At 39.8% G+C, this 21,464-nt stretch carries 26 protein-coding genes; 12 read left to right on the top strand and 14 right to left on the bottom strand.

The window, feature by feature from the left end; genetic code table 11:
• Positions 1–262: 262 nt before the first annotated feature.
• The 7 genes from IEV18_RS17210 to IEV18_RS04370 form a co-directional block, all read right to left on the bottom strand.
• Positions 263–796 (bottom strand): MFS transporter, encoded by a 534-nt coding sequence (locus IEV18_RS17210; protein WP_229733549.1) that lies wholly within the window; start codon positions 794–796, stop codon positions 263–265.
• A 20-nt stretch (positions 797–816) separates the two neighbouring features.
• Positions 817–1,449: an MFS transporter gene (locus IEV18_RS17205; protein WP_229733548.1), complete on the bottom strand. Its 633-nt coding sequence runs from the start codon at positions 1,447–1,449 to the stop codon at positions 817–819.
• Between the two features lie 74 nt (positions 1,450–1,523).
• Positions 1,524–2,930 carry a dihydrolipoyl dehydrogenase gene (lpdA, locus tag IEV18_RS04390; RefSeq protein ID WP_188391165.1) on the bottom strand — a complete coding sequence of 469 codons (1,407 nt, stop codon included), beginning with the start codon at positions 2,928–2,930 and terminating at the stop codon, positions 1,524–1,526.
• A gap of 3 nt (positions 2,931–2,933) precedes the next feature.
• A complete protein-coding gene (locus IEV18_RS04385; RefSeq protein WP_188391164.1) occupies positions 2,934–4,202 on the bottom strand; it encodes a dihydrolipoamide acetyltransferase family protein in 1,269 nt (422 codons plus the stop codon).
• Positions 4,203–4,221: 19 nt separating this feature from the next.
• Entirely contained in the window at positions 4,222–5,199 is a 978-nt protein-coding gene (locus IEV18_RS04380) for an alpha-ketoacid dehydrogenase subunit beta (RefSeq protein WP_188391163.1), read from the bottom strand.
• Between the two features lie 3 nt (positions 5,200–5,202).
• Positions 5,203–6,288 carry a pyruvate dehydrogenase (acetyl-transferring) E1 component subunit alpha gene (pdhA, locus tag IEV18_RS04375; RefSeq protein ID WP_188391162.1) on the bottom strand — a complete coding sequence of 362 codons (1,086 nt, stop codon included), beginning with the start codon at positions 6,286–6,288 and terminating at the stop codon, positions 5,203–5,205.
• Positions 6,289–6,705: 417 nt separating this feature from the next.
• The gene (locus tag IEV18_RS04370; RefSeq protein ID WP_229733547.1) at positions 6,706–7,374 is read right to left on the bottom strand and encodes a YkyA family protein; all 669 of its coding nucleotides are present in this window, start codon (positions 7,372–7,374) and stop codon (positions 6,706–6,708) included.
• 168 nt (positions 7,375–7,542) lie between these two features.
• Between IEV18_RS04370 and def the strand changes: the two genes are divergently transcribed.
• The 3 genes from def (at position 7,543) to rnjA (ending at position 10,419) form a co-directional block, all read left to right on the top strand.
• Positions 7,543–8,094 (top strand): peptide deformylase, encoded by a 552-nt coding sequence (gene def / locus IEV18_RS04365; RefSeq protein WP_188391161.1) that lies wholly within the window; start codon positions 7,543–7,545, stop codon positions 8,092–8,094.
• Positions 8,095–8,533: 439 nt separating this feature from the next.
• Positions 8,534–8,749: a DNA-dependent RNA polymerase subunit epsilon gene (locus tag IEV18_RS04360; RefSeq protein WP_188391160.1), complete on the top strand. Its 216-nt coding sequence runs from the start codon at positions 8,534–8,536 to the stop codon at positions 8,747–8,749.
• Between the two features lie 2 nt (positions 8,750–8,751).
• Entirely contained in the window at positions 8,752–10,419 is a 1,668-nt protein-coding gene (gene rnjA, locus IEV18_RS04355) for a ribonuclease J1 (protein WP_188391159.1), read from the top strand.
• 42 nt (positions 10,420–10,461) lie between these two features.
• Here rnjA and IEV18_RS04350 read toward each other — a convergent pair whose 3' ends face one another.
• The 4 genes from IEV18_RS04350 to cbpB all read right to left on the bottom strand — a co-directional run bounded on the left by IEV18_RS04350 (position 10,462) and on the right by cbpB (position 12,641).
• A complete protein-coding gene (locus IEV18_RS04350; protein WP_188391158.1) occupies positions 10,462–11,127 on the bottom strand; it encodes a potassium channel family protein in 666 nt (221 codons plus the stop codon).
• Positions 11,128–11,200: 73 nt separating this feature from the next.
• Positions 11,201–11,644, bottom strand: a complete 444-nt coding sequence (locus IEV18_RS04345) for a TlpA family protein disulfide reductase (RefSeq protein ID WP_188391157.1) — start codon at positions 11,642–11,644, stop codon at positions 11,201–11,203.
• A 141-nt stretch (positions 11,645–11,785) separates the two neighbouring features.
• Positions 11,786–12,028 (bottom strand): YkuS family protein, encoded by a 243-nt coding sequence (locus IEV18_RS04340; RefSeq protein WP_188391156.1) that lies wholly within the window; start codon positions 12,026–12,028, stop codon positions 11,786–11,788.
• A 157-nt stretch (positions 12,029–12,185) separates the two neighbouring features.
• Positions 12,186–12,641, bottom strand: a complete 456-nt coding sequence (cbpB, locus tag IEV18_RS04335) for a cyclic-di-AMP-binding protein CbpB (protein WP_188391155.1) — start codon at positions 12,639–12,641, stop codon at positions 12,186–12,188.
• A gap of 413 nt (positions 12,642–13,054) precedes the next feature.
• Here cbpB and IEV18_RS04330 point away from each other — a divergent pair, with 413 nt between their 5' ends.
• The 4 genes from IEV18_RS04330 to IEV18_RS04315 all read left to right on the top strand — a co-directional run bounded on the left by IEV18_RS04330 (position 13,055) and on the right by IEV18_RS04315 (position 15,626).
• The gene (locus tag IEV18_RS04330) at positions 13,055–13,906 is read left to right on the top strand and encodes a metallophosphoesterase (protein WP_188391154.1); all 852 of its coding nucleotides are present in this window, start codon (positions 13,055–13,057) and stop codon (positions 13,904–13,906) included.
• Between the two features lie 74 nt (positions 13,907–13,980).
• On the top strand, positions 13,981–14,181 hold the full coding sequence (locus tag IEV18_RS04325) for a hypothetical protein (RefSeq protein WP_188391153.1): 201 nt from the start codon (positions 13,981–13,983) through the stop codon (positions 14,179–14,181).
• A gap of 177 nt (positions 14,182–14,358) precedes the next feature.
• Positions 14,359–14,928 (top strand): SCO family protein, encoded by a 570-nt coding sequence (locus IEV18_RS04320; RefSeq protein WP_188391152.1) that lies wholly within the window; start codon positions 14,359–14,361, stop codon positions 14,926–14,928.
• A 209-nt stretch (positions 14,929–15,137) separates the two neighbouring features.
• Positions 15,138–15,626 (top strand): YkyB family protein, encoded by a 489-nt coding sequence (locus IEV18_RS04315; protein WP_188391151.1) that lies wholly within the window; start codon positions 15,138–15,140, stop codon positions 15,624–15,626.
• A 23-nt stretch (positions 15,627–15,649) separates the two neighbouring features.
• On the opposite strand, the gene IEV18_RS04310 is transcribed toward IEV18_RS04315, so the two are convergent.
• Positions 15,650–15,991, bottom strand: a complete 342-nt coding sequence (locus IEV18_RS04310; protein WP_188391150.1) for a hypothetical protein — start codon at positions 15,989–15,991, stop codon at positions 15,650–15,652.
• A gap of 118 nt (positions 15,992–16,109) precedes the next feature.
• On the opposite strand from IEV18_RS04310, the gene IEV18_RS04305 reads away from it, so the two are divergent.
• Entirely contained in the window at positions 16,110–17,009 is a 900-nt protein-coding gene (locus IEV18_RS04305) for a DMT family transporter (protein ID WP_188391149.1), read from the top strand.
• A 46-nt stretch (positions 17,010–17,055) separates the two neighbouring features.
• Here the strand turns inward: IEV18_RS04305 and IEV18_RS04300 are convergent, their stop codons facing one another.
• Together IEV18_RS04300 and IEV18_RS04295 are read right to left on the bottom strand one after the other, a co-directional pair.
• Entirely contained in the window at positions 17,056–17,211 is a 156-nt protein-coding gene (locus IEV18_RS04300; protein WP_188391148.1) for an FbpB family small basic protein, read from the bottom strand.
• A gap of 355 nt (positions 17,212–17,566) precedes the next feature.
• Positions 17,567–17,731 carry an aspartyl-phosphate phosphatase Spo0E family protein gene (locus IEV18_RS04295; protein ID WP_188391147.1) on the bottom strand — a complete coding sequence of 55 codons (165 nt, stop codon included), beginning with the start codon at positions 17,729–17,731 and terminating at the stop codon, positions 17,567–17,569.
• A gap of 202 nt (positions 17,732–17,933) precedes the next feature.
• On the opposite strand from IEV18_RS04295, the gene lepB reads away from it, so the two are divergent.
• From lepB to IEV18_RS04275, 4 genes are all read left to right on the top strand, one after another.
• A complete protein-coding gene (gene lepB / locus IEV18_RS04290) occupies positions 17,934–18,461 on the top strand; it encodes a signal peptidase I (protein ID WP_188391146.1) in 528 nt (175 codons plus the stop codon).
• Positions 18,462–18,825: 364 nt separating this feature from the next.
• Positions 18,826–19,986: a zinc ribbon domain-containing protein gene (locus IEV18_RS04285; protein WP_188391145.1), complete on the top strand. Its 1,161-nt coding sequence runs from the start codon at positions 18,826–18,828 to the stop codon at positions 19,984–19,986.
• Between the two features lie 67 nt (positions 19,987–20,053).
• Entirely contained in the window at positions 20,054–21,178 is a 1,125-nt protein-coding gene (locus IEV18_RS04280; RefSeq protein ID WP_188391144.1) for a S1C family serine protease, read from the top strand.
• Positions 21,179–21,292: 114 nt separating this feature from the next.
• On the top strand, positions 21,293–21,409 hold the full coding sequence (locus IEV18_RS04275) for a YjcZ family sporulation protein (RefSeq protein ID WP_188391143.1): 117 nt from the start codon (positions 21,293–21,295) through the stop codon (positions 21,407–21,409).
• Positions 21,410–21,464 lie beyond the last annotated feature (55 nt).

Below are 21,464 nucleotides of genomic sequence, written 5' to 3'. Positions count from 1 at the left end.
ACACATTAAGACTGTCAACAACTAATTAGTATGTCACTTTTATCCAAAAAGAGTTATATGTTGCCTCAGAGAATAATATTTATGCAAAATACATGCTAAAGCGTTGGAATAACAGGTTATGAATCTACATTTTACGGGAATCAAAGTGTTACGGAACTAAAGAGAAGATATGGAAATGAATTATTTGAGGATTTTCTGGCATGGCTCCTTCCCGGGATCTGCATCGGAGCACTTGATTATGCTTTATTGAAGGCAAAAAAGTTTAAGCAACGTAACGGTCCCGGGCGGAAAGGACGCCAAAAATAATGACGAAAATAGTTACAATAATAATAGCAATTAATGGGATTGACCATGTTCCGGATATATCATGCAAATAACCGATGAACATCGGGCCGATTGCAGCCAACAAATAGCCGATCGATTGAACCATTCCCGACAGTTGGGCAACTTGTCCTGCTGTTCTAGCCCGTAAGGCAATAAAAGCCAAGCACAACGGAAAAATCCCTCCTAATGCCATGCCGATAAAAACAGAATAGACAAATAGAGCAGCAAAACTAGCTGTTCCAATGAATAATCCAACATAACCGAAGAGGGCAAAACCGCCTAACATGATAACAAGAAACCATTGGGATTTGAAGCGTCCGGCCAGTACGGGTGCAAGAAAACCAAAGGGCAAGCCGACCAATTGGGTAACAGACAGCATCCACCCGGCCGTTTCGATGTCTATTCCTTTCGCTGTCATCATTTCCGGAAGCCAGGAAATGGTGACATAAAATAAAAATGACTGCAGCCCCATAAAAAAGGCTAGCTGCCATGCTAAGAGAGAGCGCCATATTTGGGACGCTTTTTCTTTTGCACCCGAATGTTAACATCCTCCTGATTCCTTGTATTTTTACTAATGTAAAGCCAAAGAAATGTTCCGATGACTGCGGGAACTGCCCAAAGGAGCAATGCATTTTCCCAGCCGAGATTCAGCTTCTCAGCTATCGGAATACTTAACCCAGGTGCGACGGAGGCAAAAATTCCCATGGCGACCGAATAAAGGCCGGTCAGCAAAGCTACTTTCTCCGGAAACTGCTCTTTAACGACGCCTGGCAATAGCACATTGCAAATAGCTATTCCTGCTCCTACAAACCAAGTGCCTAAAAAGAGGAAAGGTGAAAATAGAGAGCGGATTCCGATGCCAAAGGCGAGAATGGCAAGCCCTAAACATAAGGCCCTTTCATTCGAAATCCTTTTTCCAAGCTGAGGTGCGACTGGCGAAATAAGAGCAAAGGCAATTAACGGCAAACTCGTTAATATGCCGGCACTCCAATTGGATAAGCCTATATCATCGCGAATCATGCCGATTACCGGACCAACTGAAGTAATGCCCGGCCGCAAATTAAAGGATACAAATAAAATTCCTGCAATAAGCAGAAAATACATTTTCTTTTTTTCTTTACCCAATTTAACTGAATCCTTTTTTCTTTATTTTTTTGCATAATAAAGGGTGATTCTAAGCGAATCACCCTTAATGACCATTATAGTATATGAATTGGAGATCCTAATGCAACTTCGGCTGCTTCCATCGTAATTTCTCCCAATGTTGGGTGGGCGTGAATCGTTAATGCTAAATCTTCTACAGTCATTCCGGCTTCTACTGCTAACCCGATTTCGGAAATCATGTCGCTTGCGTTTGGTCCTGCGATTTGTCCTCCTAAAATTAACCCGTCTTCTTTCCGGGTGACAAGTTTTAGGAAGCCATCCGTTTCGTTGAGTGACAAGGCACGTCCATTGGCAGCAAATGGGAATTTGCCTACTTTTACGTTGTAGCCTTGTTCTTTTGCTTGTTGTTCTGTTAAGCCGACCATAGCAAGCTCCGGCTCAACGAAGGCAACTGCCGGCATACCGATATAATCCACTTCCGATTTTTTGCCGCTGATTGCTTCCGCAGCCACTTTTCCTTCATAGGAAGCTTTATGGGCAAGCGGAGCACCTGGTACAATATCACCAATAGCATAGATGTTTGGAATATTCGTACGGCATTGTTTATCTACTTGGATTATGCCTCTTTCGTCCATTTCAATGCCAACTTGCTCCAGCCCGAGTTCGTCGGTATTCGGTCTGCGGCCAACGGTAACTAATACGTAATCTGCTTCGATTGTTTCTTCTTTACCTTTTGCTTCATACGTAACTTTCACGCCGTTTTCTGTTTCTTCAACGCTTTTCGCCATTGCTTCGGTAATAATGGTTGCGCCTTTTTTCTTAACCCGTTTTTTAAACAATTGGGTCATTTGCTTTTCAAATCCGCCAAGCACATCTTTCGCACCTTCAAGGAACGTTACTTCCGTGCCAAAATTTGCATAAGCGGTTCCTAATTCGCTTCCGACATATCCAGCACCGATGACAACTAACTTTTTCGGAATTTCCTTTAAGTTAAGGGCGCCAGTGGAATCCAAGACACGATCTGAGAATTTGAATGCAGGGATTTCAATCGGTCTTGACCCGGTTGCGATAATACAATTGTTGAACTTATATGTTTGGGAGCTTTTTTCATCCATTACTTTAACTGTATGGCTGTCTACAAAATATGCTTCCCCTTTGACAATATCAACTTTATTTCCTTTTAACAGCCCTTCTACACCAGAAGTAAGCTTTTTAACAACGTTTCCCTTCCATTCTTGAACTTTGGAGAAATCTACCTTGACATCAGAAGAAGTAATCCCCAGTTCTTCATTGCCGCGGGCATGTTGTACGGTATGCCCTGCTTCGATTAATGCTTTTGAAGGGATACAGCCCACGTTTAAACATACTCCTCCAAGGGAACCTTTTTCAACTATGGTAACCTTTTGTCCCAGCTGGGCAGCACGGATTGCAGCTACATATCCCCCTGGACCTGCTCCGATGACGAGAGTATCCACTTCAATTGGAAAATCTCCTACTACCATTACCTACGCCTCCATCATGATTAATTGTGGATCATTTAACAACCGTTTGATTTGATTTAAGGCATTTTGAGCTGTCGCGCCGTCAACGATGCGGTGGTCAAAGCTCAAGGAAACTGCAAGTACTGGAGCGATAACAATTTCCCCATCCCGGACAATCGGTTTTTCAGCAATTCGGCCAATGCCTAGAATAGCAACTTCTGGATAGTTGATTACTGGTGTAAACCATTGACCGCCTGCAGAACCGATATTGGAAATCGTACTTGAAGCGCCTTTCATCTCATCTGGTGTTAGTTTACCATTTCTAGCTTTTTCTGCCAATTCATTAATTTCTTTCGATATGGCGAAAATCGATTTGCGATCAGCATGTTTCACTACAGGTACGAGCAATCCCTTATCCGTATCGGCAGCAATTCCGATGTTGTAATAATGTTTTTGGATAATTTCATCTGTATCCTCATCGATGGATGCATTTAGGATCGGGTATCGTTTTAACGCCGAAACAAGTGCTTTTACAACATACGGCAAATACGTAAGTTTAATGCCTTGGTCCAGCGCGACCTGCTTAAATTTCTTGCGATGGGCAACAAGTGCTGTCACGTCCACTTCATCCATCAGAGTAACATGCGGTGCCTTCGACTTGGAATTTACCATTGCTTTTGCAATTGCTTTCCGGATTGGCGACATCTTCTCACGGGTTTCAGGGAAGTCTCCGCTAAGAACGACTGGTTCAGCAGGAGCTGGTGCTGCTTTTTCCTCTGGAACCGAAGTTGTTTCAGCCGCAACAGGAGCTGTTTCTCCTCCTGCCAAGAATCGGTCAATATCTTCTTTTAATACTCGGCCATTTTTGCCGGTGCCAGTTACTTCATGGATATTTACATTATTGTCTCTTGCATATTTCCGGACGGAAGGCATGGCGATCACCCGTTTGCCGTCTGCTTTTGCATCGGATGGCGCTTTTGCTTCAGCCGGTTTTTCAGCTTGAGCTTCAGAAGGAGCTTCCGTCTTTTCCTCAGCTGCCGGCTCGCTTTCATACCCTTCTGCATCGATGGTAATAAACACATCGCCGACTCTGGCTACTTCTCCTTCGCCAACGTGGATTGCTTTTACCGTACCTTCCACTGGCGAAGGAATTTCTACTACAGCCTTATCATTTTGTACTTCACAGAGCACGTCGTCTTCTTTTACTTCGTCGCCTTCTTTAAAAAACCATTTAACAATTTCACCTTCGGCAATCCCTTCACCAATGTCGGGAAACTTAAATTCAAATGCCATGAATGAGTACCTCCTCAAATTAAAAATTCAACACTGCGTGTACTTTTTCTACGATGTCCTTATGATTCGGAAGCCATACTTCTTCTGCATCGGAAAATGCATAAACCGTATCTGGTGCCGCGACACGAAGCACTGGTGCTTCCAAATGGAGAATAGCCCGCTCTTGGATTTCAGTAACAACGTTTGCCGCAATACCTGCTTGTTTTTGCGCTTCTTGCACAACAACTGCACGATTCGTTTTCTTCACCGATTCGATAATTGTATCGATATCAATCGGGGATACAGTGCGCAAGTCGATTACTTCTGCGGAAATGCCATCTTTTTCCAGCTCTTCTGCTGCCTTTAAGGAAGAATGTACCATAGCGCCATAAGCGATAAGTGTTACGTCTGTTCCTTCCCGTTTCACATCTGCTTTTCCAATCTCAATCGTGTATTCTTCTTCAGGAACTTCTTCGCGGAAAGAGCGATAAAGTTTCATATGTTCAAGGAAAATTACCGGATCGTTGTCGCGGATTGCAGAGATTAATAACCCCTTCGCCTCATATGGAGTGGATGGAATAACTACCTTTAATCCTGGCGTTTGGGCAACTAACCCTTCTAATGAATCCGCATGCAGCTCAGGTGTATGTACACCGCCGCCAAATGGAGATCTGACAGTAATCGGCATATTCCAGCGTCCGCCTGTACGGTAACGCATTCTGGACATTTGTCCGGCAACAGAATCCATTACTTCGAAAAGGAAGCCGAAGAATTGAATTTCCGGTACTGGACGGAAGCCTTCTAATGCAAGTCCGATGGCTAAACCGCCGATACCTGATTCAGCAAGCGGAGTATCGAATACCCGGTCTTCCCCGAATTCAGCCTGTAAGCCGTCTGTCGCCCGGAAAACCCCGCCGTTTTTACCAACGTCTTCCCCAAAAATAAGCACATTTTCGTCTTTTTTTAATTCATTGCGCATCGCATCAGTAATTGCTTGAATCATAGTCATTTGTGCCATAGTTTACTTCGACTCCTTTGCTTTATATTCTTCCATTTGTTCAGCGAGATGGGATGGAAGCTCTTCGAACATATTTGCAATCAAGTCAGTTACTTTCTGTTTTGGATATTTCTCAGCCTGTTTGATGGCATTCTTAATATCCTCTTTTGCTTCTTCAATCACTTTATTTTCTTCTTCTTCCGACCACAAGTTCTTGCTTTCTAAGTATTTGCGGAAACGGATAAGTGGATCTTTTTTCGCCCATTCGTTATCCAGTTCTTCCGAACGATAACGGGTAGGATCATCACCAGACATTGTATGCGGACCATAACGATACGTAATTGTTTCAATAAGTGTTGGCCCTTCTCCATTAATTGCACGTTCCCTGGCATGTTTTGTCGCAGCATATACAGCAAACACGTCCATACCGTCTACTTGGATACCTTCAATTCCCGCTGCTACTGCTTTTTGTGCCAATGTTTTCGCGTTTGTTTGCAGTTCCCGCGGAACAGAGATAGCAAAGCCGTTATTTTGAACAATGAAGATAGCAGGAGCTTTATAGACCCCGGCAAAGTTAATTCCTTCATAGAAGTCCCCTTGGGAAGTACCGCCATCGCCTGTGTATGTTACTGCAACAGCCTTTTTGCCGCGTTTTTTCATTCCTAAGGCTACTCCGGCCGTTTGGATATATTGGGCGCCGATAATAATTTGCGGCGGCAGCGCGTTCATATCTTCAGGAATTTGGTTTCCATGGAAATGACCTTTAGAAAACAGGAAGGCTTGATATAGCGGCAAGCCATGCCAAATTAATTGCGGAACGTCCCGATACCCTGGCAGCAGGAAGTCTTCTTTTTCCAGCGCAAAATGACTAGCAAGCTGGGATGCTTCCTGTCCGGCAGTCGGCGCATAGAATCCTAGTCGTCCTTGACGGTTTAACGCAATGGAACGCTGGTCTAAAATACGGGTGTAGACCATTCTCCGCATTAGTTCCTTCAACTCATCATCCGATAAGTCAGGAACTAGGTCTTCATTGACAATTTTTCCTTCTTCATTAAGAATCTGGAGCATTTCAAACTGATTTTCAACAGTTTCTAGAACGTGTTTCAACATCGTTCACCTCTTCCTTTCTCTCGCAAATTTTAATATCATTTCTAGCCTTTCCCAAAACAGAAAAAACTGTACTTTAATATTTCTTTTGTATCCGTTTTCTTTAATATCCTAAAATAAAGTGTAAAACTGTTATAAAAATATTAAAAGAAAAACTGATACAATAGAACCAATTACAATATAGCTCATTCAACTATAAAGGTCAATAAATTTGTACAGTTATATATGGAAAAGTAATAAAATCATATACCGTTGCCATCAAGCTGTACTACTCTGTTATATAAGTTTTTGTATCTGTGTTATCACAGTTCATTCCATTCGGTGCCGATTTGGATTTCGGACTGTAGCATAACCTAATAATGAAAAGATTATTCCGATGTTTCCGAAATAAAAAGAGGGGCATCCTTAAGGATACCCGTCCTAATCGTTTTCAAGGGAAACATCCAACTCCGCCAATTCATAAAATTCCTTTTTTAAGTTATTGTATTCAATCGTCAGTTCATTAAATTCGTCATTAATTTCTAGTACTTGTTTATAGCTGTCATTTATTTTGTTAATTTGCTCGGTTAATGTTTCCTGCTCCAAGTCTTCGTCCTTCAGCATTTCATATAATTCCTTTTCCAGCTCCAATGAAGCTAAATACGCATCATGCAGTTCATCATAGGAAGCGTAACGGTCCTGCATGACGTGAAACATCGTTTCGCCTTTTTGCTGCAGCTTTTCTTCCTTTAAATCGTTTAATAATGGTTCGATTTGCAGAAACGTTTCCTCGGATTTTTTTATGCTCTCCTTCTCCTTATCAATCAATTTTCTCCTTTCTTCAATAATTTCAATCGCTTGGTCCGATAAATTGACGATTTTATCAAACTCGTCCATTCCAAGTTCAATAATCTCACTATAAATTTGTTGCTCTTCCCGCTCCAGATCAGTAATTGCTTCTTGCTGCTGCTCAAAGTCCTCTTCCAATTGAACCGCTTCCTCCAAATGGGTGTAAATTTTCTCGGATGCGTTTTGTCCAGCACATCCGGCTAATAGCAAAAGGAGGCTGAATAACATCATATGAAATAAAAGAAAATTACGCGTTAACACTCCCAATCCTCCCCAACATTACGATATTTTTATGTTTTACAGTATAGCATAAAACATACAAAAAATAGGGCTTGTCTATCATATCTATTAGCAATTATATGATAGTCATAGAGTATTTATGTTAAAATATTTTTATCACACAAGATCAACAATAAAGGAGTATGGACGATGATTACAATGAAAGATATTGTCCGGGAAGGGCATCCTTCCTTAAGAAGGCAAGCAAAAGAAGTTCCCTTGCCTATTGGAGAAGAAGAGAAAAAATTGTTAAATGACATGCTTGAGTTTCTAAAAAACAGCCAGGACGAAGAAATGGCGCAAAAATATCAGCTCCGGGCCGGAGTCGGATTGGCGGCACCCCAGTTAGGGATCGAAAAAAGATTAATCGCTGTTCACTTTGAAGACACATCTGGCAAATTATACAGTTACGGCCTCGTCAATCCCAAAATTGTCAGCCATTCGGTGGAAAAGTCCTATTTAGCCGGCGGGGAAGGGTGTCTATCTGTCGACCGCCCTGTCGAAGGATTCGTTGTCCGCCATGCACGGATTACGGTGAAAGCGACAGATATGGATGGAAAGGAACTGAAATTGCGTCTTAAAGGCTACCCAGCCATTGTCTTTCAGCATGAAATCGACCATTTAAACGGGATTATGTTCTACGACCACATTGATGAAAAGCACCCTTATAAAGTTCCGGAAGGTGCGATACCCATTGAATAAATTTATTTCAATGGGTATTTTTTTTGCCGCAATGCCCGCTGCTCCAATGAATAAATCCGGTATTTCTGTTCAAAATATGCATATCAATGCCTATTTTAACCGCTCGATTTGCTTTTTTTGTTTCCATATTTTCCAAAACATACTATACTATAGATAAGAGGGATTGGAACGGTAGATGTTTTTAAAGCTTTTCTTAATCTATTGAAAGGAGTCGTGAACATCATGTTAAAACGGTTAAAAGAAAAGCTAAAGAAACGTTGGAAGGAATTATTAGGTAAAGAAGGACGTGTACCGACAACATTTGAACAAGACTACCAGTAAGCAAACCAATCAAAGGATATAGGCACGTATATACAGAGAAAGAAACGGAAAATAACACATCGCTCCTGATAAAATTACTGTTGTTCATCATCGGTAATGGAAGATAGGAGAGATTTGTATGATTTTTAAGGTATTATATCAGGAATTAGATGGTGAAATGCCTATTCGTGAACGAACGAAAAGTATATATATAGAAGCACAATCAGTAAGAGAAGTACGGCAAATTTTAAGAGAAAGAAATTTCCAGCACAATATTGAATATATCCAGCCATTGAACGAAGCCCACCTAAATTACGAAAAACAATCAGATCATTTTAAATTGGAGAATGCGTAACGATGAAATTTGTAAAAAATGATCAGACTGCTGTCTTCGCTTTAGGTGGATTGGATGAAATCGGAAAAAATATGTACGCTGTTCAATTTCAAGATGAGATTATCATCATCGATGCTGGAATTAAATTTCCTGAAGACGAACTGTTAGGAATTGACTATGTCATTCCTGATTATACGTTCCTCGTCCAAAATCAGGATAAAATTAAAGGTCTGTTTATTACCCATGGACACGAGGACCATATTGGCGGTATTCCATATTTGCTGCGGGAAATTAATGTGCCAATTTATGCTGGAAAACTCGCAATCGGACTGATTCGTAACAAATTGGAAGAACATGGATTGCTCAGAAATGCAAAGTTAAATGTAATACAGGAAGATGATGTTATTAAATTCCGTAAAACCTCTGTTACTTTTTTCCGGACTACCCACAGCATTCCTGATGCTTACGGGATTGTTGTGAAAACACCGCCAGGCAATATCGTTCATACCGGTGATTTTAAATTTGATTTTACGCCGGTAGGTGAGCCGGCAAACTTGACGAAAATGGCGGAAATCGGAAAAGAAGGAGTATTGTGCCTATTATCAGACAGTACAAATAGTGAAGTGCCCGGATTTACCATGTCCGAGAGAGTTGTTGGTGAAAGCATAAATGATATTTTTAACCGAATTAGCGGCAGACTAATTTTCGCTACCTTTGCCTCCAATATTTACCGTTTAAAACAAATGGTCGAAGCAGCTGTAAAACATAACCGAAAAGTAGCAGTGTTCGGCCGCAGTATGGAATCTGCGATTAATTTAGGCCAGGAACTTGGGTATATACAGGTGCCAAAAGATACATTTATTGACGGTAATCAAATTAATCGATTGCCGGCAAATGAAGTCGCCATTTTATGCACCGGTTCCCAAGGAGAAACGATGGCTGCCTTGTCACGGATTGCAAATGGCACCCATCGCCAAATTCAGCTGATTCCTGGTGATACAGTCGTATTTTCCTCCTCTCCAATCCCTGGAAATACGGTGAGCGTATCGAGAACGATTAACAAATTATACCGGGCCGGCGCCGAAGTTATTCATGGCAAGTTAAACAATATTCATACATCAGGCCACGGAAGCCAGGAAGAGCAAAAACTGATGCTCCGACTGATGAAACCAAAATATTTTATGCCAATTCACGGGGAATACCGCATGCTTATCGAACATGCAAAATTGGCTGAATTATGCGGTGTTGAAAGAGAAAACTGTTTTATTATGGATAATGGCGATGTATTAGCTTTAGGCAAAGATACCGCTGAAATTGCCGGAAAAATTCCATCTGGTTCTATTTACGTTGATGGAAGCGGTATTGGGGATATCGGCAATATCGTACTTCGCGACCGGAGAATTTTATCCGAAGAAGGACTCGTCATCGTTGTTGTGAGCATCAACATGAAAGATTATAAAATTGCGGCAGGACCTGATATTATTTCCCGAGGATTTGTCTATATGAGGGAATCGGAAGATCTGATCAATGAAGCGCAAAAGCTCGTTTCCAGCCATTTGGAGAAAGTAATGGAACGGAAAACGAATCAATGGTCCGAAATTAAAAATGAAATTACTGATACAATTGCACCGTTTCTTTATGAGAAGACAAAACGGAGACCGATGGTATTGCCAATTATTATGGAAGTATAAAAGCAAAGGGCCCTATTTTTTACGGGGCCCTTTTTCTGTTCATTATTCTTCGATAACCAGGTTTTTCTCAAACCGGGACAAATCTTTGTCTGCTCCAATGACGATTAAAATATCCTCTTCCTGCAATGACTCATCCGCTGATGGCGATACGATAATCTCCCTTCCTTGTTTAATCGCTACTACCGTACAGCCGTATTTTGCGCGAATATCCAAATCAGCCAACGTTTTTCCGGCCATTTTCCTGCCTGCTTTCACTTCGGCAATGCTATGGTCATCGGAAAGCTCCAAATAGTCTAATATGTTGCTGGAAATAAAATTGTGCGCAAGCCTCCTTCCCATATCCCGCTCCGGATGAACAACTTGATCTGCCCCAATTTTCCTTAAAATTTTTTCATGATAATCATTTTGCGCCTTAACGGTTACTCTTGACACTCCCAGTTCTTTTAATATAACCGTTGTTAAAATGCTCGCCTGAATATTTTCACCAATCGCGACGATAACATGTTCAAAATTGGAAATGCCAATTTCTCTTAACGCATCCTCATCAGTAGAATCGAGGATAACGGAGTAAGTTGCAATATTTTTAAATTGATTCACTTTATCCTCATCTTTATCGATGGCTAAAACCGCCATGCCTTCTCCGCTTAATTCCCGGCAAATACTGCCGCCAAACCTTCCTAAACCGATAACTGCAAATTCCTTTTTCATTGAATTTCCTCCAGCAATTACGAAATTGTCACTCTCATATTAGCATAACTTTTGCCGGAGCAATATCCATTTTTTAATCTGCCGTTTCTGCTTCAAGCACCAATTTTTTAATTCGATGCATTAAGGGCCTTAATCCCTTTGTCGCCTGGAAATGTCTCAGTCTTCCCTTTCCATCAAACAGGTAAAAACTGGGAACAAATTTTGTGCCAAAGATGGTTGAAAAATAGTAATCATTGTCAATGATAATCGGTTCTTGAATTTTGTACTTTCTGGAAAGCCTTTCGATTTCTTCCACGTTTTCGTCGGCTTTGCTCAGCGGCATATGAATCGAAATCAGCTGTAATCGTCCGTGAAACTCCTCTCTTATTCGTTCGATTTCCGGCATTCGCCGTTTACAGTCCCCACAACTGATGGACCAAAAATAAACGAGTGATGGTGTTGATATTGGATTAACCGGTTTTTCGTTTAAAAAATTTACCGCCTTTTCTAAATTTGGCAATGGATCTCGTAAGCGCATCCTTTATCCCCCTAAAAATTTTTCTACAATCTATATATGAATATATTTAAAAATAGGGAACAAAACTTCTTATAATTTTGCAAACCGTGCTCTCCCGAAAGGAAAAAGACTTCTTCAGCTGAAGAAGTCTTTGTTTCTGTTCTAGCTTAATTTTTCATCGACCATTTGACAAATCGCCTCTGCACTATATCCGTGTGCATTAATAACCGGACCGCCTATGCTCGCATCTTGAATTCCCATTACATTTTCATCCATACCCGTAACAATGCAACAGTCACACCCTGCTGCATCACTTTCCGACCGTAAATCAACGACTTCATGACCCATTTCTATTAATACCTGTTTTACGTGGGTCAGCGATTCTTCTACCCCAATTCGAGCCAATTTGCTAATCCTCCTCTACATATGTTGTTACATATGTAGTTTCACCATTAGCAAATAATATATGCAAATAAACAAATGGGAATCACGACTTAACTTTGAAGATGATGTATCATCCAATGAGAATAGTAAGTGAGGAAAAGAAAAGAAAATATCGGCTTTATTTTTTGAACCATTTCGAAGTATATATTTCCTTTTTTAATAGCTTTAAAATGGCTCTGCGGGTTAAAATTCCGTCAAAATAGCCATCCGGGTCGACTACACAGACGAAGGTATTATTAATTACCGCATTTAAACCATCTAAAACATTATCATCCTTCGTTAACGTAGGAATGTCCCGCTTCATTACTTCTTCCACTTTCAATTCGGATAGTTTTTCGGTTTCGATTCTTTCCAAACCTAGTATGTTATTTAAGATCATCGTTTTTCCGATTATTCCAGTTAATTTATACGAAGCGTCCAATACCGGAACTGCGGAGTATCCGGATTTCACCAGCACTAATAAAGCATGCTCTAACGGGTTGTTCACTTGTACATGGGCAACTTTTTCAGAGGGAATCATCAGCTCACCTACAGAAATCTCTGTGAGCTGCTTATTTTCTTGAATCATGCTCATCGTATTACTCCCCTTTAAAAGAACTTTATAACACACACGTTTTCTTTAATTTAAGTTTATCATGAAATCGGTTTAAATCATAACATTTGATTTCCCGATCAAAACGGTTAGCTTCCCGTGAAAAAAAGTCAAAAAAACATATATATTATTATTCCGCGGAAGCTGAACATGTTAGGATGTTATTAGAGCAAACGAAAGTTGCTCAGTATCACTAATGAATACAATCCCATATAGTTCTTATATCTCATCGGCAAATACATATTTCAAGGCTGCAAGCAGATTTAAACTCCATCATGTCTTATCCATTCGTAAAATATGTCTTGAAGATGAAAATTCTATACACGGGTGCATATTTCGCCAATAAAGATTCCATTTTTCAACAAAAAAAGATACCGGAGAGAGGTTTGACATAGATGAATCGACGTTCCTTCCTAAAAAAAGGATTAACCAGTTTGTTTGTACTTCTCGGCATCGGGAGCGGAGGATATTTATATGCGCGGGAAATTGAACCATCACTAATTGAAATCCGGAAAGAAAAAATTTTTTCTGATAAAATTGCCCGGCAATTTGACAATTACACGATTATCCAATTTTCCGATACCCATGTCGGCTTCCACTATTCCATTGACCAGCTGCATGAATTGATTCATCTCATCAATGCCCAAGAACCTGATATGATTGTATTTACCGGAGATCTCGTCGATAATCCAAACAAGTTCCATGACTATGGCCGATTGCAGGAAGCATTGTCGATGCTGACGGCGAAGGATGGGAAATATTGGATTTATGGCAACCATGACCATGGCGGCTACGGAACAGAAATTATCCGCCAATGCATGGATAATTCCGGTTTTGTCCTTTTACAAAACAGTCATACTGTCATTCAAAGGGAACGGGAAAAATTAATTCTTGCAGGAATTGATGACGGAATGCTTGGGAAACCAGATTTTGAGCATACCCTTCGTTCTGTAAGTGAAAATGATTTTACCATTTTGCTTGCCCATGAGCCGGATCTTGCCGACAAAGCTGTACATTATACTGTCGATGTCCAGCTGTCTGGCCATAGTCACGGCGGGCAAATTCGCCTTCCTTTTATCGGTCATGTATATACTCCGCTGATGGCAGAAAAATACGTTCGGGGCAAATTTGTCCTCAACCCAAACTTTACGTTATTTGTAAACAGCGGCATTGGAACAACAAGACTTCCATACCGGCTGTTCTGTCAGCCGGAAATTCATGTATATCAGCTTAAATCTTCACGGTAAATGTCCAGGCTCTATTCAAAAACGAATCGCATACAATGTAGAATAAATTAATGTGAAGAGGAGAGAGTTTTGATATGAACGAGCAATATCCGATTTATCCCTCTTATTTCGGAGATAATCAGCGGGTATTTCCGGTCGTGCCATTTTTAACTGGATTAGTTTTGGGTCCGCTTCTATATAATGCGTTTCAGCCGTATCCATATTATCCTTATACGTACCCTCCGGTTTATCCGTATTATCCTTATCCGACCTATTCTTATAACTACTATTCCTAACTGGACATGAGAGCTTTTCCTTTAAATGTTTTGGAAAAGCTCTATTTTTGCAGCCCTTCACATCGAGGAACATTTGTCATAAAGTTTTCACAACATACCCTGTCTCCTTTTCTGGCAAATCTCCGCTGTAATGTTATACTTAAATTGGAAACAATATACGTAAAAAGGAGCATTCACATGAGACAACTATTCCTGCTCATCGGCTTAAGTATCATTCTTTCTGCATGCGGCGGGTATCCGATCGAAACGACGATGTCCGAAGAAGTGCCGGAGTTTGAATTTGTGAATCAGGAAGGGGAAAGTTTTGGCTTAAAAGATTTAGAAGGAGAATGGTGGATTGCCGATTTTATCTTTACGAATTGTACTGACGTCTGTCTGCCAATGACAGCTAATATGGCAAAATTGCAAGAAATGATGAAAGAGGAAGGAATCGACGCCCAATTAGTCTCCTTCAGCGTTGATCCGGATTTTGATACCCCGGAAATATTGAAAGCATACGGTGAAAGCTACAAGGCAGATTTTTCCAACTGGAATTTTCTGACGGGCTATGATTTTGATACGATTAAAGAACTTTCCATTAAAACATTCAAAAGTATACTCGCAGAACCGCCTGAAGGGACAAACCAAGTGACCCATGGCACCTCCTTTTTCTTAGTCAGTCCTGAAGGTGAAGTAATTAAGTCTTATAACGGTACAATCTCTGATAATATGAAATCGATTATTTCGGATCTGAAAAAAGTACAGTAACAATAAGAAAGAGTTCCAATTCGGACAGGGATTGGAACTTCTTTTTTCTTATAAGTTTGTCCATCCAGCGGCATTATGATTTTTCTTGAACTTGGACAGGCTTTACGGTACGATAATGAATGAAACCAAAATATGTCAATCACCATCCATAATTTAAAAGTGTAAACTTTAGCAATAGAAGCAGCCGATTTATCGAAAGGAGGAGCATGATGGATTCAGACACTCCGCTAAAAGAATTAGCACAGGCGTTATATACGGTTAACCGACATGCGAAAACCGCTCCTGAACCACAGCATTTATACTATATTAAAAAGGAAACAATTCATAAACTATTAAAAGAAAATCGGGCAAAAAAAATAGGTCTGCATTTTTCCGATCATCCAAAATTCAGCAATCAACATTCTACTTTACTTGTGCAGGTGGATGAATATTACTTTCACATTCCCCCAACAAAAGAAGACTTCAAACAACTGGAACATTTAGGTGAATTGGATCAAAATTACCGGAATCCCCAAACGAAAATGTCCTTATCTCAGGCAAAGCGAATCATTTATAAATATATGAATTGGAAAAACGACCACAAACCACCTGGGAATCGGAGATCTTTTTCATCATCCTATTACACCCCTTCCTCATTAGGAAAAATGAACTGGTCGCGAAGAAATACGTTTAAATACGAAAGAAAGAAGCTTTTTTAAAAGCTTCTTTTCTTTATTTAAAATTATTTTTTGAAATAATAGTAGAGATGGCGAAGGCTATTAAAGAGAACCAACACCATTCCATACAATGCCAAAATTTGCAAAGTCAAGATAAACAATGGCATTACTTTTCCCGGCTGAACATCGAAAAAAGCCGGGATGCTGAATAGGGCTAACATTATAATGAAACTTGAAAACAAATAACTTATTAGCCGCTCAGACTGCAAGGATATTAGCCATTTTACGAAGGATGAAACGATAAAATAACTGACAAGTGTTGCAATGGTCACTATAAGTGCATATTCATATCGCACTTCGGTTCCGAAAAGCGCAATATAAGGAAACTGAAATAATAATAATCCCATGCTGCCAGTCCCCCTCCTTTTTTACCATATTAGCCGAATTACATTTTTCTTATACCGTTTTTTGCTTTTTAATTTTCGAAAATTTGGTATAATTGCTTCGAAAGGTAGGAGATACAGATTGAACCGGGCGTTTTTGTGTATCATTGCAGGAGCAGCACTTTGGGGAACGATTGGCTGGTATGTGAGGAACTTATACGAATTCGGAATGACTCCAATGGAGGTAGTAACCTTTCGGGCATGGATAAGCGCATTCATACTTACAGCTTTTTTATTTATCCGTTCGCGGAAGAGTTTGCGAATCTATCGATGGAAAGATCTCCGGTTATTTATAGGCACAGGTATTTTCAGCATTATCTTTTTTAATTTTTGTCTTTTTAAATCGATAGAAATTTCCACTATTCCGGTTGCCACAGCGCTATTGTATACCGCACCGGCTTTCGTAACCATATTTTCTTATTTTCTTTTTCAGGAGCCGGTTACGAAAAATAAACTTTTTGCCTTAACGATTACATTCATCGGTACTTGTCTCGTCGTCGGACTATTTCCTGGTGATTTGGATTCATTGCCATGGATAAGCATTTTTATTGGCCTTGGCTCCGGACTTGGCTATGCACTGTACAGCATTTTTAGCAAAATTGCCTTAAGAACCTATTCAAGCATGCAAATCACAACTTTTACATTTATTATTGCTGCCATTTCACTCACGCCCTTTTTCCCTTTTAAAGAAAAAGCCTATCTCTTCTGGCAGCCGGAAGTCCTCCTTTTTAGTTTCGGCCTTGGTTTATTGCCAACCGCACTCGCATACATTATTTATACCTACGGTCTTGAGAAAACCGAAGCTTCGAAGGCTTCCATATTATCAACGATTGAACCGGTAGTGGCAACGGTAATCGGGGTCTTCGTCTTTCAGGAAAGCTTCACTTTCATTCAGCTTATCGGAATGGTCTTCATCATTAGTGCCGTATTTCTTATCCAGAACCAGGAAAACAGAAAAAAAAGGCTTCCGAAATCAGCTTAATTTTCTCTAATAAAAAAGTGTCCTTCCATTTGGACACTTTTTGTCTTCAATATCGTACCGCCTGTTCTTCTTTTTCTTCAGCATATTTTTGCAATTTGTTTTCCAGCCTTAATTCAATCTTCCGAATTGTATCTTCGTCTCGCATTAATTCTTGTTTATTTTGTCTTACTAATTGTTCAAAACTTAACATTCTTGGTCTCATTTTCCTGCACTCCCCATTTATTCTTCTATGTACATTATACGCCATATTTCGTCATATGAATTTTAATTGTTTGAACATTTTGTTAAACTTTGCAGCTGGAGGAATGAATAATTGGGATGGATGCAGAAATATTTTAGCTCCAATTGGCTAAACCCCCTTCTTCGCCACAATCAAAATCCGGGAAATTTGACAATTGTATACGAAGTGCATCTCAAGAGGAGCAATCATTGGGAACAGGATTGCAATTGGTCAGCGCATTTTGCAGACTCAAATTTTTGCGAGAGGAAGAAATAGGAGGTGTTCCAAGCACAAACAGAGGGAAATTTAACAGATTAGAAACTTCCGATATAAGCGCTTATTTTTTTTCCTTTTTTAGCTGTTCGTACTTATTTAATAACCGGTCTAATTCTTGACTTAATGCCAAGGATTCAGAATCCGTCAATCCTTTTTTTGAAGCCGTTTTTGTCATCTTGTTTCGCAGGTCCTCTATTTTGATTAATAAATTTTCGAGTGCATTCATTAGACAATTCATTGCCTCCTTTGTTGGATTGGTGGTATTCAAAACAGTTCCTGTATAATTTAACACAAAAATAGAAATGATAGCAAATTTTATCTATTATTTTTCTTTTCTGCCTTTTCCTCAAGAAAAATCGGAAGGAAAGAAAAATTCGTCATCTCATTAACACTATGCTACTATAAACATGGATACCAAATCGGAAGGAATGTCTTCAGTGACAAAAAGCAATAATGAATGGATAGAGTGGGGAAAAGCAATTGTCATTGCTTTAATTATTGCCATCTTTATACGATCTTTTTTATTTGCTACTTCTATTGTGGAAGGAGAAAGCATGGAACCCACTTTGGAACACGGGGAAAGGGTTGTTTTTAATAAATTTGTTTATATATTCGGCGAGCCGGAACGGGGTGATATTGTCATTATCGAAAAACCGGTAAAAAACTACGTAAAACGCATTATAGGACTCCCCGGTGAAACGATTGAAATTATTGACGGTGAACTGTTCATCAACGGCAAAAAACACATCCAATCCTTTCTGTCTCTGGACGCCATTCAGCAAACAGGGAATTACGGCCCGATTGTAATTCCTGATAATCAGTATTTTGTTATGGGTGACAATCGAGGAATTAGCAAAGACAGCCGTAACGGTCTCGGTTTAATTGCGAAAGAAGAAATAATCGGGAAATCAGAATTAATCATTTTTCCTTTTAGTGAATGGGAATTTACAAAATAAAATTCCTGGCATATGTAAGAAAAAAGCTGTCCCATGAATGGAGACAGCTTTTTTAATGTGAATGTGCCATTGGCCGTTTGTTATTTTTCATTATCAACAATGCATGAGCCAATATTAAAGGCAAGAATTAAAAAACAAAGGACACCAAAAAGAATTTCCATTTCATTGCACTCCTTTCCTGTTGTAGAAACAGTTAGTCCATCTGCTTTCAATCCGATGCAAATGAAAAGCTCTAACTATGAAGACATGTAATGGATAATCTTCCCTCTCTATCATATACCATAATAGCCACCTAAATAAAGTGAAATTATGTTAAAATATTTACATATACGTTTGTTAAATTCAGCTTGCAGGGGGAAACCGAATGCTTCATTGTCCATATTGCGGAAATTATGTCAAGGAAGAAGAATTATACTGTATACATTGTGGAAAGCAGCTGCCCGACGATTTGAATAATAGAAGGAACAATAGCAAAACTCCTTCTCCTAAGGGTTGGCTCTTTCCCCTCACCGTACTTCTCTCCACCCTATTTATTATCGGTATTTCTTACTTTTGGCTGGAAAGCAAAATTTCCCATGCGAAGGAATTATATATAGATGGTGAAGAAAAGCTGTTGGAAGGAGATTACAACTCAGCAAAGAATTTGTTTGCCGAAGCTTTGGAACATCATCCTAATTTTGAACAGGCAGCCGTCGCAATGGAGTTTGCCAACAAGGCGCTTCAAATTGCCAATAGGCTTGAACAGGCAGAAAAGCATATTGAAAAACAGCAGTATAAAGATGCCATTGATATTGCTGCACAAGGCGAGAATGAACTGAAAAATTATAATGGCCGGGCAGTGAGTGCATTAATTGACCACATTAAAGAGAAACATCATGAATTTAAAATAGCCCAGCTCAATCATTTGTTAAACGATGAGACGAGTATTGATGATTTGAAAGTCCTGTTATGGGAAGCAGAAAATATCGGGACAAAAGCAGAAGACATTACCGCATCCATCCGGCAGCAAATTGTCGATTATACGTTTTCCAAAGCTAGTGAACTATTAAACGAGAAACAGTTTAACGACGCTCTCCTCATCGTGGAAGACGGATTAAAATTTGCACCTAGTTCGGAAAAACTATTAAGCTTAAAAACTACGATTGATAAGGAAAAAGTTGCCTTCGAAACAGCTCAACAGGAACGCATTGAGCAGGCATTGACGATTGCTGAAGAGGAAAGCAAGCGCAATGAAACAGACGCTGTAGAACTATTAAACGTAGAGTTAGGCAAAGATAAACAAAACAATCTTATCGTGAAAGGGGCAGTAAAAAGCACGGCTACCGTTCCAATCCATTCGATTCTTATCGAATATGAAATAGTTACCGAAAAGGGGAAGCAAATCTTAACGAATGAAGTGTTCGTTTACCCTGACACAATCTATCCGGATGAAAAGGGAAACTTTGAATTTACCCATTATGAAATGGATGGAAATTCGAGCAAATGGAAAGTTCATGTCAAAAAGATTACGTGGTATACGGATTAACCTTCCCCTATTCCTTACATCCGCATCATAAACAGGCATATTCTGACTATTAGAGGTGAAACACCTAATGCATAAAAAGCGATTTATTCCAGCTGCCCTATCCATCCTTATTTTTCTTGCCGGGGGGATCATTCTTATTCAAATGTATTTGGAATGGGCAAAACATGACTTTGCTGTCCACAATCCTGCCGTTGAACAGATAACAGAAGAATCATCTGAGGTGAATTTAAAGACGATTATCCACGAAGCAGAGAAAAACGTCATTCAGATAGAAAGCATTAGCGGTTCAAATACGACAACAGGTTCAGGATTTTTATACAACGATAAAGGAGATATTGTTACAAACGCCCATGTCATACAAGATGCGGATTTAATCTATGTGAAGACGGCCGATGCCCGGATTTACCCTGCTGCCGTAGTCGGTATCGGCGAGGAAATGGATATAGCCCTCCTTCGTGTTCCCCAGCTTGGTCAGGAGTATTCATTGCCGATTCAAAAGGAAAACATCGCAGAAATTGGAGATGAAGTAATAGCGCTTGGCAGTCCCCACGGGTTTCAAAATACGGTAACACTGGGGATTATTTCGGGTACAGGTCGTGAATTTTTCGTGGATGGCTACAATTATTCCAATTTGTATCAAATTTCCGCGCCGATTACCCATGGAAATAGCGGTGGTCCGCTCATCCATCGGAAAACCGGTGAAGTAATCGGCATCAACTCGGTTGGAACGGCAGACGGGCTGATCGGATTCAGTATTCCGATTTCCGAAGTTTACGAACAGATTGAAACCTGGTCTAATGAAACTGCAAATAATGAGCTATATTTTTCCAATACCGCTGACATTTATCAGCTGCAGCCTGAATTATATGTGGAAGATGCGAAATACATTGTGGAATACTTTTTTAATAGTATTGAAATACGGGATTACGTAAGCGCCTATGCCCTGCTTGGAAGCTCGTTACAGTCGGAGACAACCTATACTGATTTTCGTGATCAATATATCCACATTATTAGCCTGGACTACCGTACTGCTGAAGAAAAAGTGCGGGAAGATAAGCGAATTCAAATTAATACGGAACTCGTACTAAAAAAAAGAAATGCAAAAGATAAGGAAATGGAAGAAGAAACAGTGGAAATAGAATTCATTATCGGTTATGAAAATGACCAGTTAAAAATTTTAAGCATGAAATAAATATATGGAATGCAAAAATCAACCTAATAATGTTAACGAAACCGGTACAAACGTCCAGACCTTTTCTCCAAAATCACATATAGTATCAATGTAACATGTAGGAGGTGAAAGGTCATGGGTTACTGCGGATATGGCTATGGTTATGGTGGCTACGGATATGGAAATAATTTTGCGCTAATCGTTGTGCTTTTCATCTTACTAATTATTGTAGGTGCTGCATTTTACTACTAAAATCAGTTTATTCACAAAAGTACATGATAAAATGAAGCTTCACTCAGCGGCGGGA

Source organism: Compostibacillus humi (genome assembly GCF_014637175.1).
Taxonomy (GTDB): domain Bacteria; phylum Bacillota; class Bacilli; order Bacillales; family Amphibacillaceae; genus Oceanobacillus; species Oceanobacillus humi.
The sequence above is the reverse complement of the archived record's forward strand: the minus strand, read 5'-3'. Positions and strand labels throughout refer to the sequence as shown.